Source organism: Mesorhizobium sp. B2-3-14 (assembly GCF_006442175.1).
Lineage (GTDB): Bacteria > Pseudomonadota > Alphaproteobacteria > Rhizobiales > Rhizobiaceae > Mesorhizobium > Mesorhizobium australicum.
The window spans coordinates 49,955-63,552 of record NZ_VFVP01000004.1 but is presented as its reverse complement, the minus strand read 5'-3'; the positions used below and the strand labels follow the sequence as shown (position 1 = coordinate 63,552).

The window sequence follows — 13,598 nt, the reverse complement described above, 5'->3', positions numbered from 1 at the left end:
GCCGTTGCGGGCACGGGCTCGACCGGGCAATGGTCTTGCGGGGCCGGATGTGTAATAGGGTTCTCCTCTAACTCGCCCGCGGGCGATCCCGGGATGATCTTGCCATGACCAGCTTTTCCTCGCGCGTCGCCACCGCCGCCTCCGCGATCCGCCAGATCTTCCCGGAAACGCCGCTGCAGGAAAATGACTATCTGTCGAAGAAGACCGGCGCGCGGGTGCTGCTGAAGCGCGAGGATTTGAGCCCCGTGCGCTCCTACAAGATCCGTGGCGCCTTCAACTTCTTCCGCAAGGCGCTTGGCGAAGGCAACCAGGCCGAGCTGTTTGTCTGTGCGTCCGCCGGCAACCACGCGCAGGGCTTCGCCTTCGTCTGCCGCCATTTCGGCAAGAAGGGCGTGGTGTTCATGCCGGTGACGACGCCGCAGCAGAAGATCGACAAGACCAGGCTGTTTGGCGGCGATTTCGTCGAGATCAGGCTGGTCGGCGATTTCTTCGACGACTGCTACCGCGCCGCCTTCGAATTCACCGAAAGATCCGGTGCCCACATGGTGCCGCCCTTCGATCACAAGGATATCATCGAGGGCCAGGCGACGGTCGCCTACGAGATCGCGGACCAGATGCCGGGCGGGCGCATGCCCGACATCGTCATGCTGCCGGTGGGTGGCGGCGGGCTCGCCGCCGGAGTGACGCACTATTTCGCCGATCAGGGCCGCGAGGCGCGTTTCGTCTTCTGCGAGCCGGCCGGCGCGCCGAGCCTGCGCGAGAGCCTAGCCGCGGGAAAACGGCTGAAGCTCGCCAAGGTCGACAACTTCGTCGACGGCGCGGCGGTCGCCGAGATCGGCCGCGAACCTTTGCGCTATCTCAAGGAGTTTGCCGCCGACAGCGTGCGGCTCATCCCGGAAAACCGGCTCTGCGCGACCATGATCGAGATGCTCAACATCGAAGGCGTGGTCCTGGAGCCCGCCGGCGCGCTGGCGATCGACGCGCTGAAGGATTTTTCCAGGAAGGAGATCAGGGGCAAGACCATCGTCGCCGTGGTCTCCGGGGGCAATTTCGATTTCGAGCGGCTGCCGGACGTCAAGGAACGGGCGCTGCGCTTCGGGGGCCTGAAGAAATACTTCATCATCCGCTTTCCGCAGCGGCCGGGTGCGCTGCGCGACTTCCTCGACATGCTGGGTCCGGACGACGACATCGCCCGCTTCGAATATCTGAAGAAGTCGGCGCGCAATTTCGGCTCGGTGCTGATCGGCATCGAAACCAAGGATCGGCGCAATTTCGATCTCCTTGAGGCAAATTTCGAGGCCGAGGGCGTCCAGTATCAGGACATCACCGAAAACGAGACATTGGCCGGGTTCATCATATGAGCGGAAAGATCTTCATCGCCCTGTTTTCCGGCATCAATGTCGGCGGCAACCGCATCGTCAAGATGGCGGAGTTGCGGGCCTTCTTCGAGGATCTCGGCTTTTCCGATGTCGCCACCTATGTGCAGAGCGGCAATGTCGTGTTCCGGGCCGACAAGGGTGATGCGGCCGCGCTGACCAAACGGATCGAGGCGGCCTTCGAGACAAAATGGGGTTTCCATTCGCGCATCATGGTGCGCGATTTCAAATGGTTCGAAAGGCTGGTGCGCGAAAATCCATATCCGGAAGCGGCCGCCGACCACACAAAGCTCCACGCCTATGCGCTGGAGCGTGAGCCGACCGCCGACGAGGTGGCGCGGTTGGCGGAAAAGTGCACTGGTCCCGAGCGTTTCGAGGTCAAGGGCGACGTGCTCTACCTCAGCGCGCCGGACGGGCTCGGCAAATCGGTGTTCGCCAACCTCATTCCGCGCACGTTGAAAGTGCCGGGCACGGCACGCAATTGGCGTTCGGTGCTGGCGCTGCTGGAGATGGCGGGCAAGTCCGGCAGCGATTGATCCATGCGTCTCGCCGGAAATGCGCGGCGGCGACACGCATGAACGAACTATGCCGCCTCGGCGCGTTTCCAGTCGAAGGCCAGTTCTTCGCGGAACGCAAAGCGCTTGATGTGGTCGGCAACGACGCTTTCGAGGCGCTCGATCGAAGCGGGCTCGTCGGTCGATACCGTGATGTGCAGCGCTGCCCCGTCGGCGTCCATGACCGTACGGCCGAGTGAAAGGTCGATGATGCCGTGGTTGGGGTCGAACTCGACGGGAAACTTGTGCGCCCAATGCTTGCACAGCTGTTGCAGATAGCGGCTTGCATGGGCCGTGGCGACATTGGCATGGCTTGTCGGCATGAAGGTTCTCCGAAGCTCAATCTCATACGAGGCGCCGCTCTTCCGGGCAGGCGCCATGGCTGCATAGATAGGCACAACCTCGCCAAACACCATCGAGTGGCCGCCGGCCACTCGAAAAGGTGATCGATTACCAGCTTCCGGTATTCGCCATCGATGCCCACGGCTCGGCCTTGGCCTTCGCTGGGCCTTTTTGCAGAAGCTCGATGGAGATGCCGTCAGGCGACTTGATGAAAGCCATGTTGCCGTCGCGCGGCGGCCGGTTGATGGTGACGCCATTGTCCATCAGATGCTGGCAAGTGGCGTAGATATCGTCGACCTCATAGGCGAGGTGACCGAAATTGCGCCCGCCCTTGTAGTCTTCCGGATCCCAATTGTAGGTGAGTTCGACCAGCGGCGCCTTCTCGTTGATGCCGCTCTGCTCGTCTTCCGAAGCGGCCAGGAAGATCAGCGTGAAGCGGCCCTGCTCGTTTTCATAGCGGCGAACTTCCTTCAGGCCGAGCTTGTTGCAGTAGAAATCGAGTGAGGCATCGACATCGGCGACGCGGACCATGGTGTGCAGATAGCGCATGTGTTTTCCTCGATCTGTTGGGTTGCGGCGCAACATAGGGTCGGCCCGGTCAAAGGGCAATCGTGGGGCGGCAAGCGGTGCCGGCAAAGAACAAATCCGGTATTCCCGCAATGAACCGTGAAAAAAGGCACGTCAGGTCTTGCACACACCGGAAGCCGCGGTGTTAATCTGGTGTCAAGAATCAGTTGCGGTGTTCTTGAATAAAGGGGGCATTCTTATGGGGGAAAAGGCCTCTTTGACGGGGCGGGCCAATACCCTTGGCGACGCTTTGTCTCACGATGAAGGCGGCGATGCCGACCTGGCCGAGATTGCCGGCGCCATCAAATGGTTCGATGTGGCCAAGGGCTATGGCTTTATCCTTCCCGATGACGGTGTTTCGGGCGATATCCTCCTCCATGTGACTTGCCTTCGACGGGACGGCTTCCAGACTGCCCTGGAAGGCGCGCGCGTGGTCTGCCTGGTCAAGCAGGGTGAGCGCGGGCTGCAGGCGTTCCGTGTGCTTTCCATGGATGTCACCACCGCCGTCCATCCCGCGGAAATGCAGGAACAGCGCACCCACGTCTCCGTGACTCCGGAGAGCGGGCTCGAACGCGCTTTGGTCAAATGGTTCAACCGAACCAAGGGGTTTGGTTTTCTGACGCGCGGCGAGGGCACCGAGGACATTTTCGTCCATATGGAAACCTTGCGGCGCTACGGCATCACCGAACTTCGGCCGGGGCAGGTCGTGCTTGTCCGTTTCGGCCGCGGTGACAAAGGCCTTATGGCCGCCGAAATTCACCCCGATATGGGCACCTTGCCGGTCTCGCATTAGGGCGATCCGGCCGAGGATTTCATATGACACACAGGAACGGGCTGACGGCGGGCGTGATGTGCGCTGTGGCTGCCGTCATGGTCGCCGCCGCCGCATTCTTCTATTTCCAGGTACCCAGCGCGGCCGATGGCCGGGCCATGATCCTTCCCGTCGATCCCGCGCCGCTGGTTGTGGCGACGAAAAGCGGAGATCGCTCGTTTTCCATTGAAGTCGCCGACACCGACGCGGAGCGGGAGGCCGGGCTGATGTATCGCCAGGAGATGGCGGACGACCATGGCATGCTGTTCGTTTTTCCGATCCAGCAACAGGTCGGCTTCTGGATGAAGAACACGCCGATGCCGCTTGACCTGATCTTTATTGGTCAGGACGGCAAGATCCGGGCTGTCAAACAGGGCGTACCGCAGTCCGAGGCCGTCATTTCACCTGGCATACCCGTGCGTTTCGTACTTGAACTCAAGGCCGGCACGGCCGCCAGGAACGGCATCGAATATGGCAATCTGTTGAGCCATCCGGCCATCGGCACGGTCTCCGGTCCGAGCTCGCCGCCGGCGGACAAGGGCGATGCGCCAAGTGGCGGCGGCTGAATGCCGATGGTGGTGTAGCCGATGCAGTTTTTCTCTCATGACGGGTTCGATCTAGCCTTCCTCGACCGCCAGCCGGCATCTGGCGAGGGCGATCCGGTGCTCATGATCCACGGCTTTGCATCGAGCCATTATGTCAACTGGGTGTCGCCCGGCTGGTTCAAGACGCTCAACGATGCCGGCTACCGCGCCATTGCCTTCGACAATCGCGGCCACGGCTCGTCATCCAAGAGCTATGAGGAGGCCGACTATACACCGGCGAAAATGGCTTCGGACGCGGCAGCCCTGCTCGGTCATCTCGGCATCGAGCGCGCCCATGTCATGGGTTATTCGATGGGCGCGCGCATCGCGGCCTTCCTGGCACTGTCCGACCCGGACAAAGTGGCGACGCTGGTTTTTGGTGGCCTCGGCATCGGCATGATCGATGGAGTAGGCGATTGGGATCCGATCGCGGCCGCCCTTCTGGCCGAGGATCCGGCCGCGACCACCCATCCGCGCGGTCGCTCTTTTCGCGCCTTCGCCGACCAGACCCGCAGCGACCGCCGGGCGCTTGCCGCCTGCATCGTGACCTCACGGGAACTGCTTGATGAGCAGGATATTGCCCGCATCGCCCAGCCGACGCTGATCGCGGTCGGTACCACCGACGACATTGGCGGATCGCCGGACGAGCTTGCGGCGCTGATGCCGAACGCCAGGGCCTTCCACATCGAGGGCAGGGACCATATGCTGGCCGTCGGGGACAAGACCTTCAAGCAGCGCGTGCTGGAGTTTTACGCCGAAAATCCGCTCTGAGGCTCCGGAGTTTGGGGACGAGCATCTCGGGTCGCGAAATGATCTAAATCAGGTCTAGGCCTGCAGCGACCGCGCTATGTTCCGCCTTGCCTGCGGCTCGAAGCGCTGCCGGAACTCCTGCGTGTGAAAAATATGCGGGCGGGCAAGGAAGCTTTTCAGCACCGCGCCGCGGCCGGCACGCCACATCGGCTCTTCCACCCAGCCATATTCGTGGCGAACCGCGCGTTCATAGGCGTCGAATGCATCCGGCGCGGCACCCAGGATCGAAAGATCCATGTCGAGGAACAAGCTGGCGTCGCGCGTCGCCGCAACGTCGTCGAACAGCGGCAACTGGTGCGTGGCGGTGGCGAGTATCATTGCGCTGACGCGGCTCAGGCGCCCGGCATCGATGCGGCCGGCGAGCTTTTGCTCGGCAAGGGCGGCACTTTGCGCTTCGTTGTCCTTGGCCCTGCTGTCATACACGGCGTCATGGAACCAGATCGCCGCTTCGACGGCCTCGGGGTCGTCCAGAAGCGTTCGATAGTCATCGGCCAGCTCCAGCATCGCTTCGATATGGGTGAGGTTGTGATAGTGGCGATCGCCGGCCTTGTAGAGGACCGAAAGCTCGGTTTTCAGGGCATCGTCGATCAAGGGTTCGTTTTCCATGGCTGCTTGAATTCCCGCGAACCAAATCCATTTGACACAGCACTAAGGAAAATTGAGTTCAATCATGCTATGAACTGGCTTATATGTGCGGCCAGATGGCAGGCAGACTAGCAGGACGCAGGACGAGACGTCGATGAACAGCATCAGCATTTCCCGCCAAAGCGCGTTGCAGCCGGTCGATCCGATCTGGCGTTCGATCCGCGACGAAGCGATGGAAGCGGTCAACCGCGACCCCTTGCTGGCCGCGTTCCTCTATTCCACGATCCTTAACCAGGAGAGTCTGGAAGAGGCTGTCATCCATAGGATCGCGGAGCGGCTTGCTCATCAGGATATCGGCTCCGATCTCATCCGCCAAACCTTCAAGTCGATGCTCGCCGACGACAAGGACTGGCCGACCACGGTACGCGTCGACATCCAGGCTTATTATGACCGCGACCCGGCTTGCGACCGGTTCATCATGCCAGTGCTCTATTTCAAGGGCTTTCATGCCATCCAGACCCACCGGCTGGCGCACTGGCTGTGGAACCACGGCCGCAAGGATTTCGCGCTCTACCTGCAGAGCCGCTCGTCCGCGGTCTTCCAGACCGACATCAATCCGGCCGCGCGCATCGGCAAGGGCATCTTCATCGATCACGCCACCGGCCTCGTCGTCGGCGAGACCGCGGTTATCGAGGACGACGTGTCGATTCTGCATGGCGTGACGCTGGGCGGCACCGGCAAGGCCGGCGGCGACCGCCATCCCAAGATCCGCCACGGCGTGCTGATTGGCGCCGGCGCCAAGATTCTCGGTAACATCGAGATCGGCCATTGCTCCAAGATTGCCGCCGGATCGGTGGTGCTGTCGCCTGTGCCGCACAACAAGACGGTAGCCGGCGTACCGGCCCGCGTGGTTGGCGAGACCGGCTGCGACCAGCCTTCGCGCCAGATGGACCAGCTTCTGCCGTCGCAGAAGATGGACCATGTCATCAGTTTCGATATCTGATTTGCCGGCAGTTGCCCCGGATGAATGCCCGGCAGCGCTGCCGCTTCCGGTGCAATAAGGCCGGCTTGCCTTTACATCGCCATTGTCGACGTGCCAGAAGCGCCGTTCAAACGAGCAAGCCGATGATCGGAGAAGACTGTTGAAGCCGGACGAAATCAGAAAGCTGGACGCCTATTTCAAGCGCGTCTTCCAGAACCCCAAGCTTGAGGTCAAGGCACGGCCGCGCAAGGAAGATTCGGCCGAGGTCTATGTCGGTGACGAATTCCTCGGCATCGTCTTCAAGGACGAGGACGACGGCGACTACAATTTCTCGATGGCGATCCTGGACATCGACCTGGCCTGAGCCCGCAATGCCACGGCAGGCCGCATCGAGCGCGGCCGGCCTCTTCTGCCTGTCAATGTCCGGTCTTTAGGATTCGCCCCGCCTTGGCCGTGATTGCCGCGTCTAGCGTCTGCCAGTCGTCAAGGAATTCCCTTGGGAAGCGATAGGTAAGGCTGAGATCGTCCCCGACATGGATATCCCGCTCGCAGGGCGCCAGCGATTCGCCGGCGCTCGGCCCGCTGAGGCAGCGGGCCACGAAAGGGTCGGTGCCCGCGCGCTTGCCGACGACCAGCACCTCGTTCAGGTAGCCTGATTTCTCATTGAACCCGTAGACCGTCGTGCCGCCGGGGCCTGGTATGCCGGGCTGGATGATGAGCGCGCTGTAGATCGGCCCGAACCGGCCGCTCATGTCGCGCGACATCATCTGCTGCTCGAAGGACAGGAAAATGATGTTCCTGTTGGCTCCGGCGTGATTGAAATCATCGCGCGACGCCTCGCTGTAGCCGTCCAACTGGGGATAGCGCATATAAAGGTCGAGGCGCGCGGCGACGCCGTCGCGCCGGGCCTGCTCGAACCGGATGAAATTGGCCGGCACGGTGATGACGTTGTTGCCGATCACCACTTCGCGCACGGTCGCGTCGTCGGTGTAGCCGGCCATGGCAATGGAACGGCCGAACCATTTGCCGCCGAGGCTGATGGCTATCGACAGCAAGGCCAGAGCCGCGAACGCGTAGAACACCCGCTTCATCAGCATGGAATCGACCACGGTCAGTTTCGGGCCGTCGGCGATCGCTGCCTGCTTCATCTCGGTCCTCGTTCCACCGCCAAACGGCCATCCGTGTGTCCGCGGTCCAAGTGTCCCTTGACGGCACACTTCGCACGGCACGGCCCTTGCAGACTTCCTGAAACGACTGTGCGATTGCATGGTAAATGGAGGGTTAATGTGGCCCAGATGGAACTCTTGCTGTTCGCTTTTGTCGTCGGCTTGACGGTTTGCGGTCTGGCGGGCTCGACAATGGAGCTGGTATCGGGTCGCAAGGTCGCCTTCACCGAACCCTATGTGTCGCCCGCCCATGTGCTGCGCTCGCTGGCTGTGACCGCGGGCGCCGGGCCGTTCATGCTGGTCAACGATGCCCTTGACGCCAGGCGCGCGAACCGCATCTCGACAGTGGCGCTCCTGTCATGCGGCTGCACCGCTATTGCCTGGTCGTTGGCGCTGGGCATCGTCGTACTGGCCATTGCTTCCTGGGCCGTCGGTCTCCTAGGGTTTCCAGCCTGAGGCGATTCGGAGACCGACAATGCCGCTTTATGCGATCGATGGAACGGAGCCGAGCTTCGCCGACGCGGACTCGAACTGGATCGCGCCCGATGCGACGCTGATCGGCGACATCAGGATCGGCCGCAATGCCGGCTTCTGGTTCGGCGCCGTCATCAGGGGTGACAACGAGCCCATCGTCATCGGCGCCGACACCAATGTGCAGGAACATACCGTCATGCACACCGATCCCGGCTTTCCGCTGACCGTCGGCGAGGGCTGTACGATCGGCCATCGCGCCATGCTGCATGGCTGCACGATTGGTGACAACAGCCTGATCGGCATGGGGGCCATCGTGCTCAACGGCGCCAGAATCGGCAAGAATTCACTCGTCGGCGCCGGCGCGCTGGTCACCGAAGGCAAGGAATTTCCGGACAATTCGCTGATCGTCGGATCGCCAGCCAAGGCGATCCGGGTGCTGGACGACGCGGCGGTCGAGCGGCTGCGGGCCTCGGCCGCGCACTATGTCGCCAACGCCAGGCGCTTCAAGGCGGGGCTGAAGAAGGTCTGAGGTCTCGGCCGGCATGCCGTCGGCCACCGGCGCCTATCAATCCCGGTTGCCGGTTGCTCGCTCGGCAAGGGCTGCCCGCAGCAGCGATGCGCCCCCCTCGAACCCTGCAATCTCTGCTTCTTCCAGCGCTGTCGTGCAGTGGTCGATGCGAGTCCTCAAAGAGGGATCCGCGCCGGCGGCAAGAAGCAGGCGGATCGCCTCGGCGTCTCGCATGGCCACGGCGTGATGGAGCGGCGTCCAGTCGTTGACACCTCGCATGTCCGCACCGGCGCCGTGATCGATGAGGATGCGGATGATGTCGAGCTTGTCCGCGCGCTCGGTGGACAGCGCCGCGATGATCGATGGAAATCCGGCATGATCGTCGTAGTTTGGGCTCGACCCGGCGTCGAGCAGCGCCGCGACGAAGGCAAGCGGGCTCCAGTAGATCGCGTATTCGAGCGGATGACCAAGGCCGAGCTCAAACGGCATGCGCTCGTCAAACCAGCGGGGCGAACGGCCCAGGACGGTGCCGAGGGCCTCGAAGTCGCCAGCCTTGAAGGCATCGTCGATCGCCTTGAACAGACGATGGCGTTCGCATCGATCTTCCGGAATTTCCTGCATGGCTGCGGTCCAGAAGGCGGAGTTGCCGACTGACAATATCTCGATCTTCCGCCTGTGGAAATTTATATCACAGTGTACTGATGTCTTCCCCGAAATGGCGGAGCCGGCCCGGGGACGGGGCCGGCTCCTTTGACCCGGTCGTTGGGGACGGGGAGGGTGGGGACTCGACCGGGTTTCTCGTTAAGCGCGTGCAACGCGCCTGATCTCATTGGCGTCCTCAGCGGACGCTGGCGACCGCGTCGGAACGGCCGTCGTTGATCGTCACCCAAACGCCGGAATTCTCCGTCGATTGACGCTTGAGATAGGTGTAGTCGGTGTCCGTCCAGGACAGCACCTTGGTTTCAAGATTGTCGAGGATGAACTCGCCGAGGCTGGTGCGCACGGTCAGCACCGCGTGGCCGTCGCCATTCGGCTGGCGCGCAACCGTCATCAAGAGGTCGCCGGCCGGCACGCCCGCATTCATCAACTCGCGGCGCTTTTCCAGCGCGTAGTCCTCGCAATCGCCATAGCCATTGTCCGGGTAGGCCCAGTATTCCTCGGCACCGTAGTTTTCCATGTCGGTGCGCGGCTTGATGCGGGTGTTGACCGAATTGTTGACGCTGACGATCGTCGCCCAGAGCTTGCGGCTCAGGTCGACAGGCGCCCCCTTGGCGGTCTTCTCGTTGCATTCGCCGGGGATGCGCTGGCAGAATTCATAGTGGCCAACAGGCTGCGTCGTGCGTCCGCCGGTATGCATATAGGCCGGTCCCGCGGCATATGCTGATCCCCAGGCGGAAAGCTGCATCGCCATTGCCATCAGCAACAGCTTGCCCCTCGTTTTTTTCATTGTTCAGTCTCCCCGTTCGAAGGAGACAGTGCCACATCTGGATTTATTCGACGCAAAGGCCCGAAGTAGATTTTAAGTAAAACGCCTATAGAATAAACGTAAAATTTGAATCATTTTAGTATTGAATTGGTTGGATTGCTGCACTGGGGTTTCGGCAAATTCGGCCTCGCCCGGACCATTTCCGACTATGTCGACCTGCCGTCCAAGATCTATCGATCGCCGTACCCCGAAATCGAAAAAGCCGGCCGCGAGGGCCGGCTTGACGGGCATGCTTTGCGGCCGATCAGGCGCGCGGCGTGTTGAATTCGGAATCGAGCGTCTCGGGGCGCTGGATGACGGCGAATTCGATGGCGACGCCATCTTCGAAATGCCGGACGATCTGACCCCGCATCGTGCCGAGCATGACCTGGACGCCGATCGCCGGTTTCACGTCGATCTCGATCGCGGCGCCCGACAGCGACAGATCGATGATCCGGCACTGATACTGGCGGCCGTCGGTGAGCTGCAGCACGCTCGTCGGGTTGCGGGGCGAGACGCGCTCGTGGCGGCGGTCTTCCGGCAGGTCGAGTTCGTGCTTGTTGGCAAGCCATGTCAACTGCGCGGCGAGTTTGTCCTTCTTGCGGTCGGACGCGATCACCGTCATTGCGAAGCCATCCGGCAGCGTGCGTGTCAGCACACCCTCGATGCGGCCGATATGGTCGATATAGGCGATGACTTTCTCGCCGGGCATGCCAATGCGGTCGGTGCGAAGCGCCACGTTGCCGGGCGACATGTCCACCACCTGGCATGGGTGCTCGGTGCGGTCCTCCAGCATGAAACGTCCGTAGATTTTGACCCGGACGCGCTGAAAGTTACGCCTTTCAGCTTGGGACGGCGCGTAGTCGACCGCCGCTGACCTCATGACTGCCTACACCCCGTTTGGCATTCCCGCGCGTGGATGCGAGGAACTTCAGCAGAGAACTACAACAAATCGGGTTAACAAAGGGGAAAAACGAGCCTGCAAGACCATGCGATCGTCAACTATTCGTCCCGCCCGCCATCGAAAACGACGAGATGGCGGATGCGGCGGGCACGACCGAGCGCGGAGATCGTTTCGGGCGCCTCGATCTCGTCGGGAACGAGCGAGGGAACGTTGATCGCCGGACGGCTGTTCAGAAGTTCCTTCTCCGGGTCGATGACGCGGATGGAATCGATCAAGGCGTCGGTGATCGGATCCGCGCCCAGCCAGAACGGCTTCTCCACGGCGCTGATCACGCCGAGGCAGCGTGGATTTTCGATGCCGCCGTCGAGCGGCAAGGCGAGCAATTCGAACTTGTTGGAGCGGCCGTTGCGGCTGAAGCCCTCGAAAATGATCAGCACGACCGATTTCTGCTCGAAAACCCCGTGAATGAGCCGCGAAACCAGCCTCTGATCCTTCTCCCGCCATAGCGACGGGAAGGAGAATCCCTTGAGTTCGCGGCCGTAGGAGGCGCAGAGCCTGGTGCCGGCCAGGCGAAATACAGGCTGCCCACGCGTGTCCTTTTCGAGGATGAACGTGTCGGCCAGCAGCGACTTGATATCGGCCGGCTCGACTTCCGATCGCTTCGGAGCGGGGCGTCCGTCACGCAGGCGGTTCCAATAGTGGAACAGCGTGATCGATCCGTTTTGGTTCATACTACAAAGCTCCGCGCATTCTGTCGTCTGATGTCCCATCGGTGAACAGAAGGGCGCCCTCCGATGACCTACATGCGTTGGGGAGCAGGAAGCGTGCCAGCGTCGTTAACACTTGTTCACGGGTCGGGGCCGTTAAGGTTAACAACTGGTTTACGTTGCGCCCTGGGCCGCCGCGTGGCACACCAAAACCACTCCAGAAGCGATCGTTTCGCGACGATCGGCAGCACTTCAGTCAAGAGTTTTAGGGGAGCAGGGGCTCGACCGGCCGTTCAGGGGAAACCTTGGACGGCTTCTTTTTTGATTCGCCCCTTTGATTCGGAGCGGGACGATTCGCCGTTTGCGGTTCCATCGGCGGTGATCTAGATGCTCGCCAGACCGAACCAGCCCAGTCGAACCAGCCCAGTCGAACCAGCCCAGTCGAACCAGCCCCGTCGAACCAGCATCGAGTGCGATTGCAGATGAGCGAACAGCAAAATCCGTCCGAGCCCGAACCGGCCGAGACCATGCCGCCACCGGTGCGTGAGCCGGTGTTCAATCTGCCGCCGATCGTGCTGGCGGTGATCGGCATCTGCGCGGTCGTCTACCTGCTGCAGCAATATGCGCTGAACGACGCCCAGCAGATGACGCTGCTCTATGACGGAGCTTTCATTCCCGTCCTCTATACCGGCCGGTACGGGTTCGACTGGTTTCTCTTCACGCGGCCTTTCACCTATGCCTTCATGCATGGCGGCTTTGCCCATATCGCCATCAACATGGTCTGGCTTGCCGCCTTCGGCTCGCCGCTGGCCAATCGGCTCGGCGCGCTTCGGTTCGCGTTGTTCTTTGCCGCCACGGGATTGGCTTCGGTGGCACTCTTCTGGGCGATGCATCCGTATGGAGAAGCGCCGCTGGTCGGCGCATCGGGCGCCATATCGGGCATGATGGGGGCTGCGGCGCGCTTTGGCTTCCGCACCGACCGCTCGGCCGGCAAGGCTGCTTTTGCCGGCCCGGTGCTGCCGGTCGGGGTCGTGCTGCGCTCGCGCGGCGTCGTCATCTTCCTGGCCATGTGGATGATCATCAATCTGGCCACCGGCCTTCTTGGCTTCGCGCCCGGCGTGGATGGCCAGGTCGCCTGGGAGGCCCATATCGGCGGCTTTGTCGCGGGCTTCTTCGGCCTGCGCTGGTTCGACTGGATATGGCAAGCGCCCGAATGGGAGACCTCCGACCGGGCTTGAAATGCAACCGATCACGGCGCACGATGTTCACTCTTATGTGAAAGCCGGTCAGGGCAGGAACCGGTTGGCAAAGTAGAGGAGGACGCCATGACGGTTAAGGCCATTCTCGAGCAAAAAGGCCATGACGTGTTGACGCTCGGGCCGAACGAAAAACTGAGCGAAGCCATCCGCATCCTTGCCGAGCACAGGATCGGCGCGCTGGTCATCACCAATGGCGATCGCAAGATCGTCGGCATCCTTTCGGAGCGCGACATCGTGCGCGTGGTAGCCAGGGAAGGCGGTGCCGCGCTCGATATAGCTGTGCGCTCGGCGATGACGCCGAAGGTGAAGATCTGCAACGAAAACCACACCGTCAACGAGGTGATGGAGATCATGACCAGGGGCCGCTTCCGCCATCTCCCGGTGGAAAAGGACGGCCTGCTCGATGGCATCGTATCCATCGGCGACGTGGTCAAGCGCCGCATCGAGGACGTCGAGCGCGAGGCCGAGGAAATCCGGGCCTACATCGCCACCGCCTAAGCGGTC

General features: G+C 61.9%; 19 protein-coding genes. 11 read left to right on the top strand and 8 right to left on the bottom strand.

The features are described 5' to 3' along the window. The first annotated feature begins 104 nt into the window (after positions 1–104). Together ilvA and FJ950_RS11990 are read left to right on the top strand one after the other, a co-directional pair. Positions 105–1,361: a threonine ammonia-lyase IlvA gene (gene ilvA, locus FJ950_RS11995; protein WP_140616943.1), complete on the top strand. Its 1,257-nt coding sequence runs from the start codon at positions 105–107 to the stop codon at positions 1,359–1,361. Continuing rightward, a complete protein-coding gene (locus tag FJ950_RS11990; protein ID WP_140616942.1) occupies positions 1,358–1,912 on the top strand; it encodes a DUF1697 domain-containing protein in 555 nt (184 codons plus the stop codon). The genes ilvA and FJ950_RS11990 overlap by 4 nt, the downstream gene beginning before the upstream one ends. Before the next feature lie 47 nt (positions 1,913–1,959). Here FJ950_RS11990 and FJ950_RS11985 read toward each other — a convergent pair whose 3' ends face one another. Further along, positions 1,960–2,253, bottom strand: a complete 294-nt coding sequence (locus FJ950_RS11985) for a DUF2218 domain-containing protein (RefSeq protein ID WP_041163846.1) — start codon at positions 2,251–2,253, stop codon at positions 1,960–1,962. 127 nt (positions 2,254–2,380) lie between these two features. After that, positions 2,381–2,821, bottom strand: a complete 441-nt coding sequence (gloA, locus tag FJ950_RS11980) for a lactoylglutathione lyase (RefSeq protein ID WP_015318065.1) — start codon at positions 2,819–2,821, stop codon at positions 2,381–2,383. A gap of 217 nt (positions 2,822–3,038) precedes the next feature. On the opposite strand from gloA, the gene FJ950_RS11975 reads away from it, so the two are divergent. Genes FJ950_RS11975 through FJ950_RS11965 form a run of 3 tightly spaced genes read left to right on the top strand, consistent with a single transcriptional unit; the run spans position 3,039 to position 5,005 of the window. Then, entirely contained in the window at positions 3,039–3,632 is a 594-nt protein-coding gene (locus FJ950_RS11975) for a cold-shock protein (RefSeq protein WP_015318064.1), read from the top strand. Between the two features lie 23 nt (positions 3,633–3,655). Beyond that, a complete protein-coding gene (locus FJ950_RS11970; protein WP_140616941.1) occupies positions 3,656–4,216 on the top strand; it encodes a DUF192 domain-containing protein in 561 nt (186 codons plus the stop codon). Positions 4,217–4,237: 21 nt separating this feature from the next. After that, positions 4,238–5,005, top strand: coding sequence for an alpha/beta hydrolase (locus FJ950_RS11965; RefSeq protein ID WP_015318062.1), 768 nt, complete (start codon positions 4,238–4,240; stop codon positions 5,003–5,005). Between the two features lie 54 nt (positions 5,006–5,059). Here FJ950_RS11965 and FJ950_RS11960 read toward each other — a convergent pair whose 3' ends face one another. Further along, the gene (locus tag FJ950_RS11960; RefSeq protein WP_140616940.1) at positions 5,060–5,650 is read right to left on the bottom strand and encodes a hypothetical protein; all 591 of its coding nucleotides are present in this window, start codon (positions 5,648–5,650) and stop codon (positions 5,060–5,062) included. Between the two features lie 133 nt (positions 5,651–5,783). Between FJ950_RS11960 and cysE the strand changes: the two genes are divergently transcribed. Continuing rightward, positions 5,784–6,632: a serine O-acetyltransferase gene (cysE, locus tag FJ950_RS11955; RefSeq protein WP_015318060.1), complete on the top strand. Its 849-nt coding sequence runs from the start codon at positions 5,784–5,786 to the stop codon at positions 6,630–6,632. A gap of 139 nt (positions 6,633–6,771) precedes the next feature. After that, positions 6,772–6,975, top strand: coding sequence for a DUF3126 family protein (locus FJ950_RS11950; RefSeq protein ID WP_006200852.1), 204 nt, complete (start codon positions 6,772–6,774; stop codon positions 6,973–6,975). Positions 6,976–7,027: 52 nt separating this feature from the next. On the opposite strand, the gene FJ950_RS11945 is transcribed toward FJ950_RS11950, so the two are convergent. Then, a complete protein-coding gene (locus FJ950_RS11945) occupies positions 7,028–7,759 on the bottom strand; it encodes a hypothetical protein (RefSeq protein WP_140616939.1) in 732 nt (243 codons plus the stop codon). 138 nt (positions 7,760–7,897) lie between these two features. Here FJ950_RS11945 and FJ950_RS11940 point away from each other — a divergent pair, with 138 nt between their 5' ends. Together FJ950_RS11940 and FJ950_RS11935 are read left to right on the top strand one after the other, a co-directional pair. Continuing rightward, entirely contained in the window at positions 7,898–8,233 is a 336-nt protein-coding gene (locus tag FJ950_RS11940) for a hypothetical protein (protein WP_140616938.1), read from the top strand. Between the two features lie 19 nt (positions 8,234–8,252). Beyond that, positions 8,253–8,780: a gamma carbonic anhydrase family protein gene (locus FJ950_RS11935; RefSeq protein WP_140616937.1), complete on the top strand. Its 528-nt coding sequence runs from the start codon at positions 8,253–8,255 to the stop codon at positions 8,778–8,780. A 36-nt stretch (positions 8,781–8,816) separates the two neighbouring features. Here the strand turns inward: FJ950_RS11935 and FJ950_RS11930 are convergent, their stop codons facing one another. From FJ950_RS11930 to FJ950_RS11915, 4 genes are all read right to left on the bottom strand, one after another. Next, positions 8,817–9,380 (bottom strand): ankyrin repeat domain-containing protein, encoded by a 564-nt coding sequence (locus tag FJ950_RS11930; protein WP_140616936.1) that lies wholly within the window; start codon positions 9,378–9,380, stop codon positions 8,817–8,819. Between the two features lie 217 nt (positions 9,381–9,597). Then, the gene (locus FJ950_RS11925) at positions 9,598–10,206 is read right to left on the bottom strand and encodes a transglutaminase-like cysteine peptidase (protein ID WP_140616935.1); all 609 of its coding nucleotides are present in this window, start codon (positions 10,204–10,206) and stop codon (positions 9,598–9,600) included. Positions 10,207–10,489: 283 nt separating this feature from the next. Then, positions 10,490–11,107, bottom strand: coding sequence for a PilZ domain-containing protein (locus tag FJ950_RS11920; RefSeq protein ID WP_015318053.1), 618 nt, complete (start codon positions 11,105–11,107; stop codon positions 10,490–10,492). 119 nt (positions 11,108–11,226) lie between these two features. Further along, positions 11,227–11,859, bottom strand: coding sequence for a PAS domain-containing protein (locus tag FJ950_RS11915; RefSeq protein WP_015318052.1), 633 nt, complete (start codon positions 11,857–11,859; stop codon positions 11,227–11,229). A 458-nt stretch (positions 11,860–12,317) separates the two neighbouring features. On the opposite strand from FJ950_RS11915, the gene FJ950_RS11910 reads away from it, so the two are divergent. Then, positions 12,318–13,073 (top strand): rhomboid family intramembrane serine protease, encoded by a 756-nt coding sequence (locus tag FJ950_RS11910; RefSeq protein WP_140616934.1) that lies wholly within the window; start codon positions 12,318–12,320, stop codon positions 13,071–13,073. An 87-nt stretch (positions 13,074–13,160) separates the two neighbouring features. Then, entirely contained in the window at positions 13,161–13,592 is a 432-nt protein-coding gene (locus tag FJ950_RS11905; RefSeq protein ID WP_015318050.1) for a CBS domain-containing protein, read from the top strand. The last annotated feature ends 6 nt before the right edge of the window (positions 13,593–13,598 follow it).

What these genes read in the sequence shown, in the direction of transcription:
- ilvA (WP_140616943.1), top strand. Translation starts at nt 105, where the DNA reads ATGACCAGCTTTTCCTCGCGCGTCGCCACCGCCGCCTCCGCGATCCGC.
- FJ950_RS11990 (WP_140616942.1), top strand. Translation starts at nt 1,358, where the DNA reads ATGAGCGGAAAGATCTTCATCGCCCTGTTTTCCGGCATCAATGTCGGC.
- FJ950_RS11985 (WP_041163846.1), bottom strand. Translation starts at nt 2,253, where the DNA reads ATGCCGACAAGCCATGCCAATGTCGCCACGGCCCATGCAAGCCGCTAT.
- gloA (WP_015318065.1), bottom strand. Translation starts at nt 2,821, where the DNA reads ATGCGCTATCTGCACACCATGGTCCGCGTCGCCGATGTCGATGCCTCA.
- FJ950_RS11975 (WP_015318064.1), top strand. Translation starts at nt 3,039, where the DNA reads ATGGGGGAAAAGGCCTCTTTGACGGGGCGGGCCAATACCCTTGGCGAC.
- FJ950_RS11970 (WP_140616941.1), top strand. Translation starts at nt 3,656, where the DNA reads ATGACACACAGGAACGGGCTGACGGCGGGCGTGATGTGCGCTGTGGCT.
- FJ950_RS11965 (WP_015318062.1), top strand. Translation starts at nt 4,238, where the DNA reads ATGCAGTTTTTCTCTCATGACGGGTTCGATCTAGCCTTCCTCGACCGC.
- FJ950_RS11960 (WP_140616940.1), bottom strand. Translation starts at nt 5,650, where the DNA reads ATGGAAAACGAACCCTTGATCGACGATGCCCTGAAAACCGAGCTTTCG.
- cysE (WP_015318060.1), top strand. Translation starts at nt 5,784, where the DNA reads ATGAACAGCATCAGCATTTCCCGCCAAAGCGCGTTGCAGCCGGTCGAT.
- FJ950_RS11945 (WP_140616939.1), bottom strand. Translation starts at nt 7,759, where the DNA reads ATGAAGCAGGCAGCGATCGCCGACGGCCCGAAACTGACCGTGGTCGAT.
- FJ950_RS11935 (WP_140616937.1), top strand. Translation starts at nt 8,253, where the DNA reads ATGCCGCTTTATGCGATCGATGGAACGGAGCCGAGCTTCGCCGACGCG.
- FJ950_RS11930 (WP_140616936.1), bottom strand. Translation starts at nt 9,380, where the DNA reads ATGCAGGAAATTCCGGAAGATCGATGCGAACGCCATCGTCTGTTCAAG.
- FJ950_RS11925 (WP_140616935.1), bottom strand. Translation starts at nt 10,206, where the DNA reads ATGAAAAAAACGAGGGGCAAGCTGTTGCTGATGGCAATGGCGATGCAG.
- FJ950_RS11920 (WP_015318053.1), bottom strand. Translation starts at nt 11,107, where the DNA reads ATGAGGTCAGCGGCGGTCGACTACGCGCCGTCCCAAGCTGAAAGGCGT.
- FJ950_RS11915 (WP_015318052.1), bottom strand. Translation starts at nt 11,859, where the DNA reads ATGAACCAAAACGGATCGATCACGCTGTTCCACTATTGGAACCGCCTG.
- FJ950_RS11910 (WP_140616934.1), top strand. Translation starts at nt 12,318, where the DNA reads ATGAGCGAACAGCAAAATCCGTCCGAGCCCGAACCGGCCGAGACCATG.
- FJ950_RS11905 (WP_015318050.1), top strand. Translation starts at nt 13,161, where the DNA reads ATGACGGTTAAGGCCATTCTCGAGCAAAAAGGCCATGACGTGTTGACG.